This window comes from Streptomyces sp. CHD11 (genome assembly GCF_018638295.1).
Classification (GTDB): domain Bacteria; phylum Actinomycetota; class Actinomycetes; order Streptomycetales; family Streptomycetaceae; genus Streptomyces.
The window spans coordinates 1-20,872 of sequence record NZ_JABTTS010000024.1 but is presented as its reverse complement, the minus strand read 5'-3'; the positions used below and the strand labels follow the sequence as shown (position 1 = coordinate 20,872).

The 20,872-nt window shown below is 71.0% G+C and carries 16 protein-coding genes; 13 read left to right on the top strand and 3 right to left on the bottom strand.

Annotated elements, in window-relative coordinates:
* Positions 1-53 precede the first annotated feature (53 nt).
* The 4 genes from HTV45_RS22110 (at position 54) to HTV45_RS22095 (ending at position 5,892) form a co-directional block, all read left to right on the top strand.
* Positions 54-635 (top strand): TetR/AcrR family transcriptional regulator, encoded by a 582-nt coding sequence (locus HTV45_RS22110; RefSeq protein ID WP_215207575.1) that lies wholly within the window; start codon positions 54-56, stop codon positions 633-635.
* Positions 636-980: 345 nt separating this feature from the next.
* Positions 981-3,161 (top strand): transglycosylase domain-containing protein, encoded by a 2,181-nt coding sequence (locus HTV45_RS22105; protein WP_215207646.1) that lies wholly within the window; start codon positions 981-983, stop codon positions 3,159-3,161.
* Between the two features lie 81 nt (positions 3,162-3,242).
* Entirely contained in the window at positions 3,243-4,526 is a 1,284-nt protein-coding gene (locus HTV45_RS22100; protein WP_215207574.1) for a hypothetical protein, read from the top strand.
* A 145-nt stretch (positions 4,527-4,671) separates the two neighbouring features.
* Complete coding sequence (locus HTV45_RS22095) at positions 4,672-5,892, top strand: amidase domain-containing protein (RefSeq protein WP_308309724.1); 1,221 nt, start codon at positions 4,672-4,674, stop codon at positions 5,890-5,892.
* A gap of 25 nt (positions 5,893-5,917) precedes the next feature.
* Here the strand turns inward: HTV45_RS22095 and HTV45_RS22090 are convergent, their stop codons facing one another.
* Entirely contained in the window at positions 5,918-7,132 is a 1,215-nt protein-coding gene (locus HTV45_RS22090; protein ID WP_215207572.1) for a CdaR family transcriptional regulator, read from the bottom strand.
* A 176-nt stretch (positions 7,133-7,308) separates the two neighbouring features.
* Between HTV45_RS22090 and HTV45_RS22085 the strand changes: the two genes are divergently transcribed.
* The 7 genes from HTV45_RS22085 (at position 7,309) to HTV45_RS22060 (ending at position 16,423) form a co-directional block, all read left to right on the top strand.
* Positions 7,309-8,235: a proline dehydrogenase family protein gene (locus tag HTV45_RS22085; RefSeq protein WP_215207571.1), complete on the top strand. Its 927-nt coding sequence runs from the start codon at positions 7,309-7,311 to the stop codon at positions 8,233-8,235.
* 230 nt (positions 8,236-8,465) lie between these two features.
* Positions 8,466-10,097 (top strand): L-glutamate gamma-semialdehyde dehydrogenase, encoded by a 1,632-nt coding sequence (gene pruA / locus HTV45_RS22080; protein ID WP_215207570.1) that lies wholly within the window; start codon positions 8,466-8,468, stop codon positions 10,095-10,097.
* Positions 10,098-10,395: 298 nt separating this feature from the next.
* On the top strand, positions 10,396-10,527 hold the full coding sequence (locus HTV45_RS34870) for a hypothetical protein (RefSeq protein WP_106979167.1): 132 nt from the start codon (positions 10,396-10,398) through the stop codon (positions 10,525-10,527).
* A gap of 67 nt (positions 10,528-10,594) precedes the next feature.
* A complete protein-coding gene (locus tag HTV45_RS22075) occupies positions 10,595-11,638 on the top strand; it encodes a 3-isopropylmalate dehydrogenase (protein ID WP_215207569.1) in 1,044 nt (347 codons plus the stop codon).
* A gap of 250 nt (positions 11,639-11,888) precedes the next feature.
* Positions 11,889-12,977, top strand: coding sequence for a branched-chain amino acid aminotransferase (locus HTV45_RS22070; protein WP_215207568.1), 1,089 nt, complete (start codon positions 11,889-11,891; stop codon positions 12,975-12,977).
* A gap of 381 nt (positions 12,978-13,358) precedes the next feature.
* Entirely contained in the window at positions 13,359-14,963 is a 1,605-nt protein-coding gene (gene cimA / locus HTV45_RS22065; RefSeq protein WP_215207567.1) for a citramalate synthase, read from the top strand.
* A gap of 101 nt (positions 14,964-15,064) precedes the next feature.
* Positions 15,065-16,423, top strand: coding sequence for a hypothetical protein (locus HTV45_RS22060; RefSeq protein ID WP_215207566.1), 1,359 nt, complete (start codon positions 15,065-15,067; stop codon positions 16,421-16,423).
* Between the two features lie 155 nt (positions 16,424-16,578).
* Here the strand turns inward: HTV45_RS22060 and HTV45_RS22055 are convergent, their stop codons facing one another.
* Together HTV45_RS22055 and hpnR are read right to left on the bottom strand one after the other, a co-directional pair.
* Complete coding sequence (locus tag HTV45_RS22055; RefSeq protein ID WP_215207565.1) at positions 16,579-17,187, bottom strand: YceI family protein; 609 nt, start codon at positions 17,185-17,187, stop codon at positions 16,579-16,581.
* Positions 17,188-17,415: 228 nt separating this feature from the next.
* A complete protein-coding gene (hpnR, locus tag HTV45_RS22050) occupies positions 17,416-18,921 on the bottom strand; it encodes a hopanoid C-3 methylase HpnR (protein WP_215207564.1) in 1,506 nt (501 codons plus the stop codon).
* A gap of 322 nt (positions 18,922-19,243) precedes the next feature.
* On the opposite strand from hpnR, the gene HTV45_RS22045 reads away from it, so the two are divergent.
* Positions 19,244-20,107 (top strand): SDR family oxidoreductase, encoded by an 864-nt coding sequence (locus HTV45_RS22045; RefSeq protein WP_215207645.1) that lies wholly within the window; start codon positions 19,244-19,246, stop codon positions 20,105-20,107.
* Positions 20,108-20,661: 554 nt separating this feature from the next.
* Positions 20,662-20,872 (top strand): carboxyl transferase domain-containing protein (locus HTV45_RS22040; protein ID WP_285899674.1); only part of this gene is annotated, 211 nt, incomplete at its 3' end.

Sequence of the window (20,872 nt, the reverse complement as noted above, 5' to 3'; positions counted from 1 at the left end):
GTCTAGAACAGATGTGTAAGACGCTCGTATGGACGGGCGGGTAGGGTGGCGCCATGGGACACCGTGAGGATCTGCTGGAGGGCGCCAAGCGCTGCCTGCTCGCCAAGGGATTCGTGCGCACCACGGCCCGGGACATCGTCAGGGAGTCGGGGACCAATCTGGCGTCCATCGGCTATCACTACGGGTCCAGGGACGCGCTGCTGGCGCAGGCGTACGTGGAGCTGGTGGAGGGCATGTCCGAGGCCTTCGACGGCGATGTGCGGGGGGCGGACGGCTCGCTGGAGCGGTTCGCGTCGGTGTGGTCGAACATCATCGGCACCATGCGGGAGCCGGGCTCGTTGTGGCGGCTCAGCCTGGAGATCGTGGTGATGGGCGATCAGGTACCCGGCGTACGCGACCATCTCGCCAGGGCGCAGCGGGAGGGCTCCCGCGGCCTGGTCGCCCTGCTCATGGGCGGCCGCGAGGAGGACGTGTCGGAGCAGGCCGTGGACACGGTCGGCAGTCTCTACACGACGTTGCTGATGGGGCTGATGGCGCAGTGGGCCTTCGATCCCGAGGGGGCCCCCGACGCCGAGCGGCTCACCGAGGGCCTCCGCCGGCTGATCGCCGCGGCCGCCGCGGACACCCGGTCCTGACCGCACGCGGCGGCGAGCGGTCCTCGCGGTCCGAAGTCGCGGGGGTTCCGGGGGGTCGGGGGGTTTCCGGGGAAGACGTGACGAGCGCCTCCCCATCCGACCCCGGAAGCCGGTCGAACTTATATGGTCAGAGTGTTAGTAAGTTGTGTGCGCCGTGGTGTTGGTGCATGGGGGGAGTGGGGTGACGGCCGGTGACCTGGCCGGGAACCTCGACTCTCGTATGTTCGTGTGGTCGCTTCCGCGACCGTGCGATGTGCGGAGAGGGGCACGGGTATGACCCGGGTGGGCCAGGGGGGCGCGGAGCGGGGGGACGGCGAGGAGCTGCCGCCCGCGCCGGACGCCACGATGCAACTGGGCGTCGAGCAGTTGCGGGCGTCCGTCGACGAGACGATGCAACTGCGCGTGCCCGAGGGCGGTATACCCGAGGGCGGCATACCCGAGCGGGACGCACCCGCCGCCCGGCCCTCCCGCAGGGCCGCCCGCACACCCGCCTCCCCGTCCACCGGAATCCTCGGCGCCCGGCTGGCGCCCGTCCGCCGTGCCGCCGCCGCCCGGCTGGAGCCGGTGCTCGGCCCCGTCGCCGCTCTCCTCGGCCCGTATGCCCGCCGGCTGCGCCCGCACTATCCCCGGCCGGGGCGCGCGGGCTGGCGCCGCTGGGTCCCCTCCTGGCGCCAGACACTCGGCGGTTTCCTCGCCGCTTCCGGCCTGAGCACCCTCTTCCTGGTGACCGCCTACGCCACCACCGACATCCCGGAGGACCTCAACACCTACGCCACCCAGCAGGACAACGTGTACTTCTGGGCCGACGGCACCCCGCTGGCCCGTACCGGCTGGGTGCAGCGGCAGGCGATGCCGCTGGACGAGATCCCCGAGGACGTCCGCTGGGCGGTGCTCGCCGCCGAGAACGACAGTTTCTACAGCGACCCGGGCATCTCCCTCTCCGGCATCACGCGCGCCCTGCTGCGCACCGTGGGCAAGGGCGAGACCGAGGGCGGCTCCACCATCACCCAGCAGTACGTCAAGAACGTCTACCTCAGCCAGGACCGGACGCTCGGGCGCAAGTTCGACGAGGCGATGATCGCGCTCAAACTCGACAACGAGATGAGCAAGGACAGAATTCTCGAGGGCTATCTCAACACCAGCTGGTACGGCCGCGGCACCTACGGCATCCAGCGCGCCGCGCAGGCCTACTACGGCAAGGAGGTGCAGGAACTCGACGTCAGCGAGGCCGCCTTCCTCGCCTCTCTCCTCAAGGGCGCCGGCCTGTTCGACCCCACGCTCAGCGCGGCCAACCGCGAGCGGGCGGTGGAGCGCTGGTCGTGGATCCTCGACCGGATGGTGTCGATCGGCAAGCTGTCCCCGCAGGAGCGCGCGAAGTACCGGCAGTTCCCCGAACCGCTGAAGAGCAACCCGCTGTACGCCACCGGCGAGCAGAGCGACTACCTGGTCGAACTCGCCGTCCAGTACGTCAAGAAGACCGCGAAGATCTCCGACAGGGACTTCGACCTCGGCGGCTACCAGATCTACACGACCTTCGACAAGAAGCGTGAGGCCGAACTCACCAAGGCCGTCACCAAGGCCCGTGAGCAGGGCCGCAAGAAGCACCCCAAGGCGGCCAGGACCGCGCACTACGGTGCCGCCTCCGTCGCCGCCGACGGCCGGATCCTCGCCGTCCACGGCGGACCCGACCACCGCAAACAGGGCTACAACGAGTCCAACGCGACCACCGTCTCCGCCGGTTCGGCCTTCCAGCCGTTCGTGTACGCCGCCGGCCTGGAGCACGGGGTGCGCCGCACCCGCGACGGCACACCCACGCCGGTGACCGGTGAGGAGCTCTACGACGGCGACGACGGAGTCCCCGTCACCACACCCGAGGGCCCCTACTGGGACCGCAGCGGCCGCAAGGTGGCCGCGAGCAACGACGGCGGCAAGTCCTACGGCCGGATCAGCCTGCACCGGGCGCTGGCCCTGTCCGTGAACACCCCGTTCATGCAGCTGGGCATGGACACCGGGCTGGAGAACGTGCGTGCCACCGCCGAGGCCGCGGGGCTGCTGCCCTCCAGCATCGGCGCCCAGGTGCCCGCACTGGCCGCCGGCAGCGCCAGACCCAGCGCCATCCGCATGGCCAGCGGCTACGCCACCTTCGTCGCCGACGGGGTGCACACCGAGCCGTACTCGGTACGGAAGATCACCCGCGCCGGCGACAAGGTGAGCCTCCCCCCGCCGGGTGTCCGCCGCGCGGTGAGCGCCGACACCGCACGCGAGGTCCAGTCCGCCCTGACCGACGCCTACAGAACGGCTCACGGAGACACTCCGGCCGGAGCCGCCGGCAAGGTGGGAACGACCGAGGACGACACCGCCGCCTGGTACGTCGGCAGCCTGGACAAGGCGACCACCGCGGTGGTCGTCTACCGCATCGATCTGAACGAGAGCCTCGAACCCCTGCCGCTCGAGGGCCTGGGCGGCACACCCGCCGACAGCGTCCCGTACGGCATCTGGTCGAGCGCTCTCGAACCGGGTGGCTGAGACACCGGTGCGGCCGAGACCGCACCGCACCGGCCACCGCACCCCGTCCCTGTCCCCTGTCCCCAAGAGGTCGAGCCGCAGATGAAGCAGCCGTCGGGCCGCCGACGCAAGGCCCGAGCAACCCGCCGTCCCGCCCGCCGACACATCCTCACGCTGACGGCGGCCCTCGTGGTCGCCTCCCTCGTCATCGGTTACCTGGCGCTCTCCGGCGACGACAGAACCGCCCCGACCGCGTCCGCCAGGGAGGACACTCCGCGGCGGTCGGGCGCGCGGGCGTCCGGGGAGCCGGAGTGGGACGGCCGTACCGAGGTGATCGGTGACGGGTCCACCTCCTACACCGGCCCCCAGAAGAAGAGGTTCGAGGCGAAGCCGCTCAGGCCCGGGCAGAAGCCGCCCCAGTTCGTGGTCTTCTCCTGGGACGGCGCGCTCCAGGGCGACGACGGGCTCTTCGCGCACTTCCGGGAGACGGCGAAGAAGTACGACGCGCACATGACCTTCTTCCTCACCGGCATCTACCTCCTGCCCAAGAGCAAGAAGGACCTGTACGAGCCGCCGCAGCACCCCACCGGCAGTGCCGCGATCAGCCTCCCCACCGACGAGCACATACGCACCACCCTGGAACAGCTCTCCGGCGCCTGGAAGGACGGCCATGAGATAGGCACCCACTTCAACGGGCACTTCTGCGGCGCCAAGGGCGGCGGTGACTGGAGCGTCGAGGAGTGGAAGAGCGAGATCGACCAGTTCTACGGGTTCGTGAAGAAGTGGAAGACCAACACCGGCTTCACCGACATCGACCCGCTGCCCTTCGACATCGACAGGGAGGTCATCGGCGGCCGTGCCCCCTGCCTGGAGGGCCAGGAGAACCTGCTGAAGGCGGCCCGGAGTTACGACTGGCGCTATGACGCCAGTTCCGCCGGCGACTTCCAGATATGGCCGGTGAAGAAGGAGGGCATCTGGGACTTCCCGCTCCAGATGCTTCCGTACGAGGGCGGCAAGTACCAGGGGCTGTCCATGGACTTCAACTTCCTCTACAACCAGTCCGACGGGGAGACCGACGGCGACCCGGCCCAGTATCCGCGGTGGCAGCAGGAGACCGTCGGCACCTACATGGCGGGCTTCGACCGTGTCTACTACGGCAGCCGGGCGCCGCTGTTCATCGGCAACCACTTCGAGGAGTGGAACGGCGGAATCTACATGAAGGCCGTCGAGCAGGTTATCAAGGACGTGTGCCCCAGAAAGGACGTCAAGTGTGTGTCCTTCAGGGAGCTCGCGGACTGGATGGACGTCCAGGATCCGGAGACCTTGCAGCGGCTGCGCTCCCTGGATCCGGCGCAGTCCCCGGACTGGTCCACGGTCGTGAAGTAGCCGCGACCGCGACGGCCGGCCCGTCGTGGTGACGGTCCGGTAACTACCGTACGGGCAAAGGCAACACCCCCTTCACAACAGCCACATGCGGCGTGCGAAACTCCGCTTACTCCGGCGACCGTCCGCCGGAAAGAGGGGAGCTACAGTGAAGTCAAGAAAGCTGCGCCGTACGCGGAGCCGCGCGACCATAGTCACGGCGGCCGCCGCCTCGGCCATCGCAGGAGCGGCGCTGCTTCCGAACTGGAGTGCGGGGGCCTCCACGACGGCCGAGCCCGAGGTGGACGCCCGGACCAAGGCGACCTTCCAGCGGCTGGCCGACGCGGTCTTCACCGACCGCACCAACGCGCTGGTCGACCGGCCCGGCGGGAAGAAGGCGACAACCGGCGGCTTCTCCGGCAGGGTCGCGCTGTCCTCCAAGGCGGTGCGCACCGAGGGCTCGGCCCTGGACCGGCTCGGTGACCGCAGGGAACGGCTCGCCCGGCACGGCGAGAGGTACAGCGCCGCCAACACCACCGTCGCCCTGAACCGAACCCGGGTCAACGGCCACAAGGCCGTCGTCAACGTCACCGAGACCACGACGCTGACGTACAAGAAGGTCCGCGGCGACGAGCCGAAGTCGACCGGATTCCAGGCGGACCACCAGCTGACCTTCGAGGCCGACCGGCGCGGCAACTGGCGTCTGACCGGCATCCGCGAGGCCGGCGACGACCAGCTCGCGGTCAACCAGCCGGCCCAGCCGGAGGTCGACCCCGCGCCCGCGCCCAGCGCGTCCCCTTCCCCCTCGGCCTCGGCCTCCACCACGGCCAAGGCCGCCACCACCACGCCGACGTCCCCGCGTGCCGAGACCACCCGGCCCGCGCCGGCCGCCCCGAAGGACCTCACGGGCGGCGAGTACGACTACCGGGCGATGGCCGCCTACGCGGACAAGTACTGGCGCGACTACAACCCGGAGTACCCGAGCTTCGACGGGCAGGGTGCCGGCGGCGACTGCACCAACTTCGTCAGCCAGGCCCTGAAGGCGGGCGGCTGGAAGCACGTGCCGGGCTATGTGTACGACTACACCAGGTGGTTCGGCAACAGCACGATCCAGTCGCACTCGTTCATCGGGGTCAACGAGTGGTCCTGGTTCGCCCTGAACACCGAGCGCGCCACCAGCCTCGCCAACGTCTACCAGATGGACATCGGTGACGTGCTGCAGGTGGACTTCGACAGGAACGGGTCCAAGGACCACACCATGATCGTCACGCACCGCAGCGCGCAGGGTGTGCCGTATCTGAGCTACCACTCCACCAACACGCACCGCCGGTCGGTCGCGAGCATCATCGCCTCGTACCCGACGGCCGCGTACTACGCCTACCGCACCTGACAGGGGCGGCCGTACGGCAGCCGGGTCATAGCCGGGCCGCCTTGAGCGCCATGTGCAGCAGCAGGCGGTCCTCGCCGTCGTCCAGGTCCAGGCCCGTCAGCTGCTCGATCCGCGACAGGCGGTAGTACAGGGTCTGGCGGTGGATGCCGAGCCCGGCCGCCGTACGGCCGGCCCGGCCCGCGCAGTCCAGATACGTCTCGGCCGTGCGGGCCAGTTCGCGCTGGGCGGGGGAGAACAGGGGGCTGACGGCGGGGTCGCGGGCGGAGCCCGCGGGCAGCGCCGTCAGCAGCCGGAAGGCGCCGATCGACGCCCACCGGGCGACCGGCCCCAGCCGCGGTTCGGCCAGCGCCGCCCGCGCGGACGCCGACGCCTCGGCCCAGGCCCTCCCCAGGCCGGCCAGACCGGTGCGCGGCGCGGCGATCCCGGCGGTCACCGCGGGGCCACCCCCGCCCCGGCCGCTGTCACGGCCGCCCGGCGCGCTGTCCCGCGCCCGGTCCAGCAGCCGTGAGGCCGCCGTCGTCGCCGGGGTCAGTACCTCCGCCGAGCGCAGCCGCAGCAGCAGGGCCAGCGCCGATCCCCCCGCTCCCCACGGCAGGGAGCACAGCGCCGTCGCACCCGGCACCGTACGGACCGACGGAGCGTCGTCTGGGTCGGCGGAGGGCCAGGGCGCGACACAGACCACCGTGTGCGGACCGTCGGCCCGGCTGCCGAGGGCGGAGCGCAGCTCGGCGACGGCCACCTCCCGCTGCCCGTCCCGCTCCGCGGTCAGTACCGCCCGCAGCTCGCGGGTGAGGTCGGCGCCGTGCTGCGCCTCGTCGGCGAGCAGCGCGCCGATCCGTGCCGTCACCCGCATGGCCGCGTCCAGCTGCTGTTCCGAGGGGCCCGGGTCGTAGTCGAGCAGCCAGACGTAGCCGAGCACGACCCCCCGATGGCGTACCGGGAGGCAGACGCGCCCGCGGTGCACGCCCGCCTCCGGGGTCCGCGGGATACGGACCGGACCGGTCGCGCGCGTGATGCCGAAGCCCTCGAACCAGGCGCGGACCGCGGCCGTCGACCGGCGGGTCAGGATCGAGCGGGCACGCACGGGGTCCAGCGCGGACGGATCGAGATCGTCCTCGCTGTCGTACGCCCCGAAGGCGATCAGCTCGAAGTCGCGGTTCTCCAGGGTCGCCGGAGCGCCGAGCTGCTCCGAGATCTCGTCCACCAGCTCCTGGTAGTCGTCCCTGTGTTCCGATGTCACCAGGGCATTCTGCCGCAGAACCGCGCGCCTTCATACATCTGTCTGAGATCTGCCGCACGGATGCGTGACAGCTGTCCGTGGCCGAGGATCGGGGGCATCCGTAGGTTTCACGGTGGTTCTCCGTGCCGTATCCGAAACGTCGGGCGACGGCCTCGTGCAGCTTGTGGAGGTGCCCCGTGCTGGGTCCCGTGATTCTCGCCGCGTCGCGCAGCGACCGGATGCGACGCCTGGTGTCGGCCGCCCCGGTGACCAAACAGGTCGTGGACCGGTTCATCCCCGGCGAGATCGTCGACGAGATCCTGCCGGTCGTCCGGGAGCTCACCGGCAACGGCCTGGAACTGACCCTGGACGTCGTGGGTGAGGACATCACCACCCCCGGGCAGGCGGCCGCCGCGCGGGACGCCTATCTGGAGCTGATCGACCGGCTGGGACCGCTGGAGCTGGGCGGCCGGGCCGAGATGTCGGTGAAGCTGTCGATGTTCGGACAGGCGCTCCCCGGCGGCCATGAACGCGCGCTCGCCAACGTCCGCCCCGTCGTCGAGGCAGCCGCCGGCATCGGCACCACCGTCACGCTGGACGCGGAGGACCACACCACCCTCGACTCGATGTTCGCCATCCACCAGGAACTGCGGAAGGACCACCCGCAGACCGGCTGCGTCATCCAGGCCTACCTCTTCCGCACCGAGGAGGACGCGCGCCGCCTCGCCGCCGCCGGCAGTCGCGTACGGTTGGTGAAGGGCGCCTACAAGGAGCCCGCAGAGGTCGCCTACCAGCAGAAGCACGAGATCGACAAGGCGTACGTGCGCATCCTGCGGACGCTGATGGAGGGCGAGGGCTACCCGATGATCGGGTCCCACGACCCGCGCCTGATCTCCATCGCCCAGGAACTGGCCCGCACGGCCGGGCGCAAGCCCGACGAGTACGAGTTCCAGATGCTCTACGGCATCCGCGGCGACGAGCACCTGCGGCTGGCCGCGGAGGGTCACCGCATGCGCGTCTACACGGCCTACGGCACCGACTGGTACGGCTACTTCATGCGCCGTCTCGCGGAGAAGCCGGCGAACCTCCGGTTCTTCGCCCGAAGCATGATCACCAAGGGCTGAGCGGCAGCTGTCATCACCCGGGTCGTGCCCCGGGTCGTGGCAGCCGCCGTCCTTGATCGGCCCAGCCGATCCCGATCCGACGGAAAGGAGTTGCGGAAGCCGTGACTCCGCCCGAAGGGCTTCTCACACGTGAGCGTGTGACGGTCAAGCCCTGACCGACGCCCAACATACGCACGTGCTCTTCGGTCCACCCGACCGGAGCCCAGGGAATCACCCGGAAGAGGTAGCTCATGGACGCTGTGACCCAGGTCCCCACCCCCGTCAACGAGCCGGTGCACGGCTACGCCCCCGGGACGCCCGAGCGTGCCCGGCTGGAGGCCAGGCTCAAGGAGCTGGCCGACAACCCGATCGACCTCCCCTGCACCATCGGCGGCGAGCGGCGGATGGGCGGCGGCGAGCGTTTCGACGTCGTGCAGCCGCACAACCACAAGGCCCGCCTGGGCACCTACGCCAACGCCACGCAGGCGGACGCCCAGGACGCCGTCGACGCGGCCCTCGCCGCCGCGCCCGCCTGGCGCGCGATGTCCTTCGACGACCGAGCGGCGATCATCCTGCGCGCCGCCGAACTGCTGTCCGGCCCCTGGCGCGAGACCATCGCCGCCTCCACCATGCTGGGCCAGTCCAAGACGGCCCAGCAGGCCGAGATCGACAGCCCCTGCGAGCTGATCGACTTCTGGCGCTTCAACGTCCACTACGCGCGCGGCATCCTCGCCGAGCAGCCCCCGGCCAATTCGCCGGGCGTGTGGAACCGCATGGACCACCGCCCGCTGGAGGGCTTCGTCTACGCGATCACGCCCTTCAACTTCAGCGCGATCGCGGGCAACCTGCCCACCGCCCCGGCCCTGATGGGCAACGTGGTGGTCTGGAAGCCGTCCCCGACGCAGACCCACGCCGCCGTGTTGCTGATGCGGCTGCTGGAGGAGGCGGGGCTGCCCAAGGGCGTCATCAACCTCCTCACCGGTGACGGCATCGAGGTCTCCAAGGTGGCCCTGGAGCACCGGGACCTCGCGGGCATCCACTTCACCGGCTCGACCAAGACCTTCCAGCACCTGTGGAAGACGGTCGGCAACAACATCGAGAAGTACCGCACCTACCCGCGTCTGGTCGGTGAGACCGGCGGCAAGGACTTCCTGGTCGCCCACCCGAGCGCCGACCGCGCCGTGCTCAAGACCGCCCTGACCCGCGGGGCCTTCGAGTACCAGGGCCAGAAGTGCAGCGCCACCTCCCGCGCCTACATCCCGGCGTCCATCTGGAACGACGGTTTCAAGGAGGAGTTCGCCGCCGAGGTCGACTACCTGACCATGGGTGACGTCACCGACCTGTCGAACTTCGTGGGCGCCGTCATCGACGAGCGGTCCTTCGCCAAGAACAAGGCCGCGATCGACCGTGCCCGGGAGGACGAGACCTGCACGATCGTCGCGGGCGGCTCCTACGACGACTCGGTCGGCTACTTCGTGCGCCCGACGGTCGTCGAGTGCTCCGACCCGGAGAACGAGGTGTTCCGCACGGAGTACTTCGGTCCGTTCCTCGCCGTCCACGTCTACGAGGACGGCGAGTACGACGAGATGCTGACCCAGATGGAGGCGGTGTCCGACTACGCCCTCACCGGCTCGGTCGTCTCGGGCGACCGCGCGGCGGCGGCGTACACGATGGAGAAGCTGCGCTACGCGGCCGGAAACTTCTACATCAACGACAAGTCGACCGGTGCCGTCGTCGGCCAGCAGCCCTTCGGCGGCGGCCGTGCCTCGGGCACCAACGACAAGGCGGGCGCCCCGCAGAACCTGATGCGCTGGACACTGACCCGCGCCATCAAGGAGACGCTGGTCGCGCCGACGGACTACACCTACCCGCACATGGGCTGACGCCCACCCCGACCCCGGACGGGCCAGGTCTCCCCCCGACCTGGCCCGTTCGGCATGTCCGCAGGTGGGAGCGGTGTGACCGGGTCCACCGTCTCAGATAGTAGGAAGTCCGAGTAATTGTGCAGACAGGCGCGCCCGGCTCCCTTAGCTTTGTAGGAGCCGAACGACGCGCTCGATCGAGCGAACGGCGGTCGTGAGCCGGACCCGCGCAGGCAACCCCTGCGGTCCGCCGCTCCCCGCCCCGGCCTCCAGTCACCCCCTTTCCGTACCCCAGGTATGCCTGAGGAGTCGATGCACCATGGCCGAGACGACCGTCCGCCGCCGCGTCCGCCACACCCCCCGTACGAGCGAATCCGACCGCAAGAACGCCGCGGCCGCCCTCCAGCGCGCCCTCGACCGCCGGGACAACGGCGGCTCGACCGGCCACTGACACGCCCACGGCGTCCGTATGCCGGACGCCGTATGTCATCCCGTGGGACGAGGAGTAGGGTGCCCGCATGTCTCGCAGCATCAATCTCGCAGTGATCCCCGGTGACGGCATCGGCCAGGAGGTCGTGGCCGAAGGCCTGAAGGTCCTCTCCGCCGTCCTTCCGCAGGATGTGAAGCTGGAGACCAAGGACTACGACTTCGGCGCCACGCGCTACCACGCGACCGGTGAGACCCTCACCGACGCCGACCTCGACGCGCTGAAGCGGCACGACGCCATCCTGCTCGGCGCCATCGGTGACCCCTCGGTCCCCTCCGGTGTCCTCGAGCGCGGTTTCCTGCTGAAGCTCCGCTTCGCCTTCGACCACCACGTCAACCTGCGGCCGAGCAAGCTCCAGCCCGGTGTGGACTCCCCGCTCGCCGGCCGGCCCGAGATCGACTTCGTGGTGGTCCGCGAGGGCACCGAGGGGCCGTACACGGGCAACGGCGGCACCATCCGCAAGGGCACCGAGCACGAGGTCGCCACCGAGGTCTCCGTCAACACGGCCTTCGGTGTCGAGCGCGTGGTCCGCGACGCCTTCGCCCGCGCCCGGGCCCGCCCGCGCAAGAAGCTCACGCTGGTCCACAAGAACAACGTGCTGACCTTCGCAGGCCACCTGTGGACGAACATCTTCAACAAGGTGGCCGAGGAGTTCCCCGAGGTCACCACCGACTACATCCACGTCGACGCCGCGACGATCTACCTCGTCACCGACCCGGCCCGCTTCGACGTCATCGTCACCGACAACCTCTTCGGTGACATCATCACCGACCTCGCCGCGGCCGTCTCCGGCGGCATCGGCGTCGCCGCGAGCGGGAACATCAACCCCTCCGGCGCCTTCCCGTCCATGTTCGAGCCGGTGCACGGCTCGGCCCCGGACATCGCCGGTCAGGGCAAGGCCGACCCCAGTGCCACGGTCCTGTCCGTCGCCCTCCTCCTGCGCCACCTCGGCCACGACGCCGAGGCCACCCGCATCGAGGACGCCGTCTCCGCCGACCTCGCGGAGCGCAGCGACCTGCCCGCCCGCAGCACCTCGGAGATCGGCGACGCACTCGCCGCACGAGTAGCCGGCTGACCAGGCGCCCTCTCGACACCACTCGAAGCCGCCGGGTCGTCACAGCGCCCGGCGGCTTCTCCCTGTCCCCGCCGGGTGTCACCATCGACCACCGGGCCGCCGCCACCCCATTTCTTCCGCCGCCGCCTCCGGGCGATAATCGAACGCGGAGCCGCGGAATGAGGGAATGCTCGGACGTCCAAGTACTGGCCGGAAGGCCGTACGGGCGTGTGCGCGGCCCGTCACTACAACCGGTGAAGGACAACCACTCATGACGACGCCCACGATCGAGCTCAAGCCCTCCGCCCACCCGCTCTCCGACGCGGAGCGCGACGCGCTCCTGGCCGCCCCCGGGTTCGGCCGCCACTTCACCGATCACATGGTGACGATCAAGTGGACCGAGGGCCGCGGCTGGCACGACGGCCGGCTCGTCCCGTACGCGCCGATCTCCCTCGACCCCGCGACCACCGTGCTGCACTACGCCCAGGAGATCTTCGAGGGCCTGAAGGCATACCGCCGGCCCGACGGATCCGTCGCCACCTTCCGCCCGGAGAAGAACGCCGAGCGCTTCCAGCGCTCCGCCCGGCGTCTCGCCATGCCCGAGCTTCCGGTCGAGACCTTCATCGAGGCGTGCGACGCACTGGTCGCCCAGGACCAGGCATGGGTGCCTGCCCACGGCGGCGAGGAATCCCTCTACCTGCGCCCGTTCATGATCGCGACCGAGGTCGGGCTGGGCGTGAAGCCGGCCAACGAGTACCTGTTCCTGGTCATCGCCTCCCCGGCCGGCGCCTACTTCCCGGGCGGCGTGAGGCCCGTCTCCATCTGGGTCTCCGGGGACCGCGTCAGGGCCGTTCCCGGCGGGGTCGGCGACGCCAAGACCGGCGGCAACTACGCGGCCTCCCTGCTCGCCCAGGCCGAGGCCGCCGCCAAGGGCTGCGACCAGGTCTGCTACCTCGACGCGGTGGAGCACCGGTGGGTCGAGGAACTGGGCGGGATGAATCTGTACTTCGTCTACGGCGACAGGATCGTCACCCCCACCCTCACCGGCTCGATCCTGGAGGGCGTCACCCGCGACTCCCTGCTCACCGTCGCCCGCGACCTCGGGTACGAGGCCGTCGAGGAGCGGGTCTCCGCCGAGCAGTGGCAGCGTGACGCGGAGAACGGCAGCCTCACCGAGGTCTTCGCCTGCGGTACGGCGGCGGTCATCACGCCGGTCGGGACCGTGAAGCGGGACGGGGCGCAGTGGCAGCAGGGCGGGGGCGAGCCGGGCGAGGTCACGCTCCGCCTGCGCCGCGCGCTGCTCGACATCCAGCGGGGGACGGCCGAGGACAAGCACGGCTGGATGCACCGGCTCGCGTAGCGCGACGGTGTGCGGGCCGCAAGGCCGCCGCGCACCCGCCTCCCGCGCACCGGTGCCGGTGCGCGGGAGGGGCGCCGCACACCCACCGCCCGCATCCTGAGACGGATCGTGAGCACGGGGGCGGATTGTGCCAGACTTCCTCCGTGCTCTCGTTCGCCACGATTATTGGCAGCAGGCGCGCCGGTCCGCAGTGACCGCACGTACGACACGGTACGGGCGGACACCGTCGTCCTCGACCCGCGCGCAGACCTCTCGCACCCGCGAGAGGTTTTTCTGTTTCCCGGCCCAACCACAGCCGGGGGACGAGCGTGAGGGACCATGGGGGAACGGTGGAACCGGTCATTCCGGTAGACCGAGATCAATCTCAGGAGCCTTCAGACCATGACCGCAACCAGCGAGCCCGACGACTCGTTCCACGTCTTCGACACCACCTTGCGCGACGGCGCCCAGCGTGAGGGCATCAACCTCACCGTCGCCGACAAGCTGGCCATCGCACGGCACCTGGACGAGTTCGGCGTGGGCTTCATCGAGGGCGGCTGGCCCGGCGCGAACCCGCGGGACACCGAGTTCTTCGCCCGCGCCCAGCAGGAGATCGACTTCCGGCACGCGACGCTGGTCGCCTTCGGCGCCACCCGCCGCGCCGGCACCACCGCCGAGCAGGACCCCCAGGTCAGGGCGCTGCTCGCCTCCGGCGCACCGGTGATCACGCTGGTCGCGAAGTCCCACGACCGCCATGTCGAACTCGCTCTGCGCACCACCCTCGACGAGAACCTGGCGATGGTCCGGGACACGGTCTCCTTCCTCAAGGGGCAGGGCCGCCGGGTCTTCGTCGACTGCGAGCACTTCTTCGACGGCTACCGGGCCAACCCCGAGTACGCGAAGTCGGTCGTACGCACCGCGTCCGAGGCCGGCGCCGACGTCGTCGTCCTGTGCGACACCAACGGCGGCATGCTCCCCGCCCGGATCCAGGCCGTGGTCGCCACCGTGCTCGCCGACACCGGCGCCCGGCTCGGTATCCACGCCCAGGACGACACCGGCTGCGCGGTCGCCAACACCCTCGCCGCCGTCGACGCGGGCGCGACCCACGTCCAGTGCACCGCCAACGGTTACGGTGAGCGGGTCGGCAACGCCAACCTGTTCCCGGTCGTGGCGGCGCTGGAGCTGAAGTACGGCAAGAAGGTCCTCCCGGACGGCCGGCTGCGTGAGATGACCCGTATCTCGCACGCCATCGCCGAGGTCGTCAACCTCACCCCCTCCACCCACCAGCCGTACGTCGGTGTCTCCGCCTTCGCGCACAAGGCGGGGCTGCACGCCTCCGCCATCAAGGTCGACCCCGACCTGTACCAGCACATCGACCCCGAACAGGTCGGCAACACCATGCGCATGCTGGTCTCCGACATGGCCGGCCGCGCCTCCATCGAGCTCAAGGGCAAGGAACTCGGCATCGATCTCGGCGGCGACCGGGAACTGGTGGGCCGGGTCGTCGAGCGGGTCAAGGAGCGCGAGCTCAAGGGCTACTCCTACGAGGCGGCCGACGCCTCCTTCGAACTGCTGCTGCGCGCGGAGGCCGAGGGCCGGCCGCTGCAGTACTTCGAGGTCGAGTCCTGGCGCGCGATCGTCGAGGACCGCCCCGACGGCAGCCACGCCAACGAGGCCACCGTCAAGCTGTGGGCCAAGAGCGAGCGCATCGTCGCCACCGCGGAGGGCAACGGCCCGGTCAACGCCCTGGACCGCTCCCTGCGGGTCGCTCTGGAGAAGATCTACCCCCAGCTGGCCAAGCTGGAGCTGGTGGACTACAAGGTCCGCATCCTGGAGGGCAAGCACGGCACGCAGTCGACGACCAGGGTCCTGATCTCCACCTCCGACGGGGCGGGGGAGTGGTCGACGGTGGGCGTCGCGGACAACGTCATCGCCGCGTCCTGGCAGGCGCTGGAGGACGCGTACACGTACGGGCTGCTGCGCGCCGGCGTGGAACCGGCGGCGTAGGACGCGCGAACGACGGGGCCGGCGGGGTGGCGGAGAACCAGCCCCGCAATCTCCGCCGGCCATGATGTCTTTTTGTCACCCGTTTGGGTACCTTCGAACGTATGAAGGACGCGCCGAGGCGTATCCACATACGCCTGATACGCCTGCTGATCGTTCCGGTGGCCGCCGCACTGGCGGTCCTGATCGCCGGTGCGCCGGGGGCTCAGGCGGCCACGGATGTCTCGGTCATCGCCGAGGAACTCCGTGAGAGTCCCGTCTACGTCGATCCCGACGCGCGGGACATCCTCGCGGAGTCCGACGCCGAGGCACTCGCCGACAAGATCGAGGAGTCGGACAAACCCGTCTTCATCGCGGTCCTCCCGGGGGATCAGCCGACCGAGAACCTCTTCCGGAACCTGCGCACCGAGACCGGCGTCACCGGCCTGTACGGCATCCGGCTCGGCGACGCGTTCGACGCCCGCGCCGACCGCAGCGTGCTGAGCCCGCAGGGCGTACAGAACCTGGTCACGTCCGTGCAGGGCGCGGGGGACGCCAAGGCCCAGCTGAACGACTTCGTCGACAGTGCCCTGCGCAACACCGGCGGCGGCGCTCCGGGCTCCTGGACCGACGGGTCCGGCGGCGACGTCCCCGTCGGCGGGCTGATCACCGTCGGCGCGGTACTGGCGGCCGGCGGTGCCGGCGTGTACGCGGTGAGCCGCCGCAACCGGCGCCGTCACGAGGAGGAGCAGCGGGCCGCGCTGGAGAAGCTGCGGGTGGTGGTCGACGAGGACATCACCGCGTTCGGCGAGGAGCTCGACCGGCTGGACTTCCACCCCGGCGAACCCGGCGCGGACGACGCGATGCGTGCGGACTACGAGCACGCGCTGGACTCCTACGAGCGGGCCAAGTCGCACATGGCGGCGGCGCGGAAACCGGAGGACGTGCGGGCCGTCACCCAGGCGGTGGAGGACGGCCGCTTCGCCCTGGCAGTCCTCGACGCCCGCCGCGACGGACGCCCGCTGCCGGAGCGCCGTTCGCCCTGCTTCTTCGACCCGAGGCACGGCCCCTCGGTGGCCGACGCCGTCTGGACACCGCCGGGCGGAGCCGAACGCGAGGTCCCGGTGTGCGCGGCCGACCGTGCCCGCCTGGCCGACGGCGCCGACCCCGCGGTCCGTGAGGTCGACACCGACCATGGCCGCCGCCCGTACTGGGAGGCGGGCCCCGCGTACGGTCCCTGGGCCGGCGGCTACTTCGGCGGCGGTCTGCTGCCCGGTCTGCTGGTCGGCACCATGCTGGGCGGCATGATGGCCGGTCCCGGCTACGCGTCCGACTACGGCGCCGGGTACGGCGACTTCGGCGGCTACGGAGGCGGTGACGTGTCCGGGGCGGACTTCGACGCCGGTGACTTCGGCGGCGGATTCGGCGACTTCGGCGGCGGCGGCGGTTTCGGCGGCGGCGGCGACTTCGGCGGCGGCTTCTAGAGCAGACCCCTGGGGGCAGCGCCCCCTGGGGGGACGGGAAGGGTAAGGGGCGGCGGGGGCGGCACCACCGAACGGACTGCCACCCGGTGAGAACGCCGAGCGCCCGCCCTCCCCCGAGGGGGATGGCGGGCGCGCTCAGGTGGCACCGCCCGGCGTCACACCTTGCGGATCGCCGAGATGTCGAAGTTCAGCTTGATCTTGTCGGAGATCAGGACGCCACCCGTCTCCAGCGCCGCGTTCCAGGTCAGACCCCACTCGGAGCGCAGGATCTCGGACTTGCCCTCGAAGCCGACGCGCTGGTTGCCGAACGGGTCGGTCGCGGCGCCGTTGAACTCGAGGTCGATGGTGAGCGGCTTGGTGGTGCCCAGGATGCTCAGGTCACCGGTGATGCGGTAGTCGTCGCCGCCCAGGGCCTCCGCCTTGGTGCTGCGGAAGGTCATCGTCGGGAACTCGTCCGTCTTGAAGAAGTCCGAGCTCTTCAGGTGGCCGTCGCGGTCGGCGTTGCCCGTCTCGATGCTGTCCATCACCACGTCCAGGGAGGCGGTGGACTTGGACGGGTCGGAGCCGTCGAGCTGCAGCGTGCCGGTGAACTCCTGGAAGCTGCCCTTGACGTTGGTGACCATCGCGTGGCGGGCGACGAAGCCGATCGTGGTGTGCGCCGGGTCGATGGTGTACTCGCCCGTCAGCGCGGCCAGGTCAGGGCTCACCGCGCCGGCGGTGGTCGCGGTGGCGGTCTCGTCGTCCTTGCGGCCGAAGATACCCATGGTGTTCCTCCTGGTGAGATCAGGTTGAATATTCAACTAACCGAACAAGCTCTACCGTAGACCCATTCCCTTCAAAGTTCAACATCTTTGGGGAGGGTGTCGCGAAGGGGCCCTCAATCGCGTGGAACCCGTCGGTCCGCGGCGGCCGGGACGTCCGTTCGGGCGGGCGCCGCCCCGGCCGGGTTCCCCGGCGGGGCCGGCCGCAACACCGTGACGGGACGGGCCCGCCTACGTCCTCGGCGGCCGCGACCGGGTCCGCGCGCCATCGGCCGCGTTCCGTGTGTGGACGTACAGCCTGCGCCGGTCGCCGACGTCGAGACGCTGCGGCAGCGGCAGCTGGTGGCGCACCGGACGCGCGTGGTCGGCGAGCTGCCGGCGCGGGTTGTACACCTGGTTGAACTTCCACAGCATGCGGGCGAAGTTCGTCTGCCCGCGCGCCAGGTTGCCGGCGAGCACCCGCGCCGCGCCGAACGCCGTACGCATCCCCAGATGCTTGCGGTTGATGACCGCCTGGGTGCGCACCAGTTCCTCGTAGAAACGCGCCAGCGGCAGCGTGGTGGGCACCACCGCGTGCTGGATGTCGAAGAGGCGGTAGTCACGGGTGGTGAGCCGGCGCGACTCCGTGTGCCAGATCTCCGTACCCGGGTACGGCGTCATCACGGTGAAGTGCACGATCTCCGGCACCGCCAGCGCGAACTCCCGAACCACCCGGAAGCGCTCCTCGTCCCAGGCCGGGTCCACGATCAGATTGATCGCGACCCTGATGCCCAGCCGGCGGGCCGTCTCCAGTGCCTTCATGTTCTCGTCGGGGCTGACCCGCTTGCGGTACAGGTCGAGACCCTCGGCGTCGATCGCCTCCATCCCGAGGAACATGTAGCGCAGCCCCAGCCGCGCCCATCGCTCGAACACCTCCGGGTGGCGCAGCAGGACGTCGGAGCGGGTCTCCAGGTAGTACCGCTTGCGGATACCGCGCCGCTCCACCTCGGCGGCGATGGCGTCGCCGTGCTCGGGCCGGATGAACGCCACGTCGTCCACGATGAAGACGTTCGGCTCGCGGATCCTCGCCAGGTCCTCGGCTGCGGCTTCCGGCGACGCCTTGCGGTAGCTGCGGCCGTAGAAGGTCCACGCCGAGCAGAAGGAGCAGTCCCAGGGGCAGCCGCGGGTGAACTCGATCGAGGCGCACGGATCGAGCTCGCCGATGAAGTAGCGGCGCCGGTTGCGCATCAGGTCGCGGGCCGGGAGAGGCCCGTCGATGCTGTGCAGCATCAGCGGTGCGGGGCCGCGTCCGGCAGCGGTGACGACGCCCGGCACACCCTCCACGCCGCCGTCCCGCACCGCCTCCAGCAGCGGTGCCACGGCCGGTTCCCCCTCGCCGCGGACCACCGCGTCGACCGCGCCCGCCGCCTGCTCGACGACCTCCTCGGCCACGAAGGACACGCTGTGCCCGCCGAGGAACACGAAGCAGCCCGGCACCTCCTGCTTCACCTTCTTGGCCAGCGCGATCGCCTCGGGGATGTTCGCCAGGTAGTTCAGTGAGATACCGAGGGCCTCCGGCTGGAAGGACCGCACCTCGTCGCGCAGCTTCCGGACCCCGAGCACCTGAAGATCGACGACCCGGACCTCGTGACCCGCCTCCCGGGCGGCGCCCGCAACCCGTTCCAGGCCGAGAGGTTCCAGCCGCAAGAAGATCTCGGAGTACATCAGGGCACTGGGATGGACGAGCAGCAGACGCATGAGTGACCTCGTCACTGGGGGCGGACGGACCGGGGACGGAAGAATGCCGTTCCCCTTCGTAACCCGGCGCGCCGGACGCCGTGCTCCCCGTACGCCCGCTTGGCCGCATCCCCGGCACGCAGGAGTGGTCCTGCGGGCGGCGCGTGCGCGGGCTCCGCCGGGCCGGTGTCCCGCCCGCGGGCAGGGCAACGGCCCGCGCCGCCCGGGGGCGCGGGGGCGGGCGGGCGGGGGTCCGGCGACGGTGCAGCGCTGGCGGGGTGCGCCGGGCCGGGGGTGTCCTGGATGACGAGGACCGCAGCGACAGCGCATGGGAGACCGACTCGTGACCACCACCGGCTCCGGATCCACCTACGACCCCCCGGCGGGCCCCGCACACGGCACCGCCGGTGCCGCGGCCTCCGCCCGCGCGGCGGCACGCGGACACGGGCCGCCGCGCACGGACCGGCGGGTCGCCCTCGTCACCGGCGCGTCCTCCGGCATCGGCGCGGCCACCGCGCGGCGCTTCGCCGCCGGGGGCTGGCATCTGCTGCTCAGCGGACGGGACCGGCGCCGGCTGGAGGAGACCGCCTCCGGCGCCCCGGCGGCGGCCGTGCTGCCCGCCGACCTCGCCGCCCCGGACGGGGCGAAGCTGCTGGCGGAGGCCGCGCTGCGGGAGACCGGCCGGATCGACGTACTGGTCGCCGTGGCGGGCATCGGCTGGGCGGGCCCCTTCCTGACCATGCCGCACACCGACATCGACCGGGTGCTCTTCCTCGACCTCAACGCCACGCTGCACCTCGTACGGGAGGTGCTGCCCGCCATGGTGGCGGCAGGCCGGGGCCGGGTGGTGCTCGTCGGCTCGGTGGCCGGTTCCGTGGGCGTACGGGAAGAGGCGGTGTACTCCGCCGCCAAGGCGGGGCTCGCCGCGTTCGCGGAGGCGCTCCGGCAGGAACTGCGCGGTACAGGTGTGGGGGTGAGTCTCATCGTGCCCGGTCCCGTCGAGACGGGCTTCTTCGTCCGCCGCGGCAGGCCCTACCACCGCGCCCACCCCCGGCCGACCTCGCCGGGCAGGGTCGCGGCCGCCGTCTGGGACGCCGTCTCCCGGTCCCGCGACGAGACCTACGTACCCGGCTGGCTCACCCTTCCGGCCAGGGTCCGCGCCCTTACCCCGAACCTCTACCGCCGACTCCTCGACCGCTTCGGCTGACCGCGTGTCACGGCCGCCCCGCGCTTCTGCGGGGCGGGGCCGTGCCCGCGTACCGACGGGCCGTCCGGCGCCCGCGACGTGCCCCGCCGCCGAACCCGCCCGGAGGAGGCGGTGGCCGTCGTCCCCGACGCGTGCCGCGCATCCCGCGCGAGGACCGCGCCTCCGGCAGCCGGGCTCCGCGGGAGGCCGCGCCGCCGCCGCAGCCGTACCGCTACCCTTCCCATGGGCCGGCCGACCCGAACGGGCGAACCGGGGGAGACCGTCCGGGACGACCCGGTGCCGGAGGGGCCGAAGACCCGGGACTCCGTGGAGACACTGGCCGCCCGTCCCCGGGCCGAGGCCGCGCGTCACTCCCGGGGAGGCATGCGCCACCCACGGATGTGAGACGGCTCTCAGACGGCGTCTTTGTGTGACCCCTACAAGCGCGAAGCCCTCTGAGCAGTCGGAACGCCTGCATGCCGTCATGGTTCTGTTCAGTGGTACCAGGAAATCGTGCCGAGGACTGTGAGGAGTCGACGGCTGGCATTCCCCGGTGTGCTTCGTAAGGTCACTACATGACCGTTTTGGATGAGGCGCCGGGTGAGCCGACCGACGCGCGCGGACGTGTGGCCGAACTGCACGGGATCCGTGCGCAGGCGGTGGCCGGGCCGGGCGAGAAGGCGACGGCGGCGCAGCACGCCAAGGGGAAGCTGACGGCGCGGGAGCGTATCGAGCTGCTGCTGGACGCGGGTTCGTTCCGTGAGGTCGAGCAGTTGCGCCGGCACC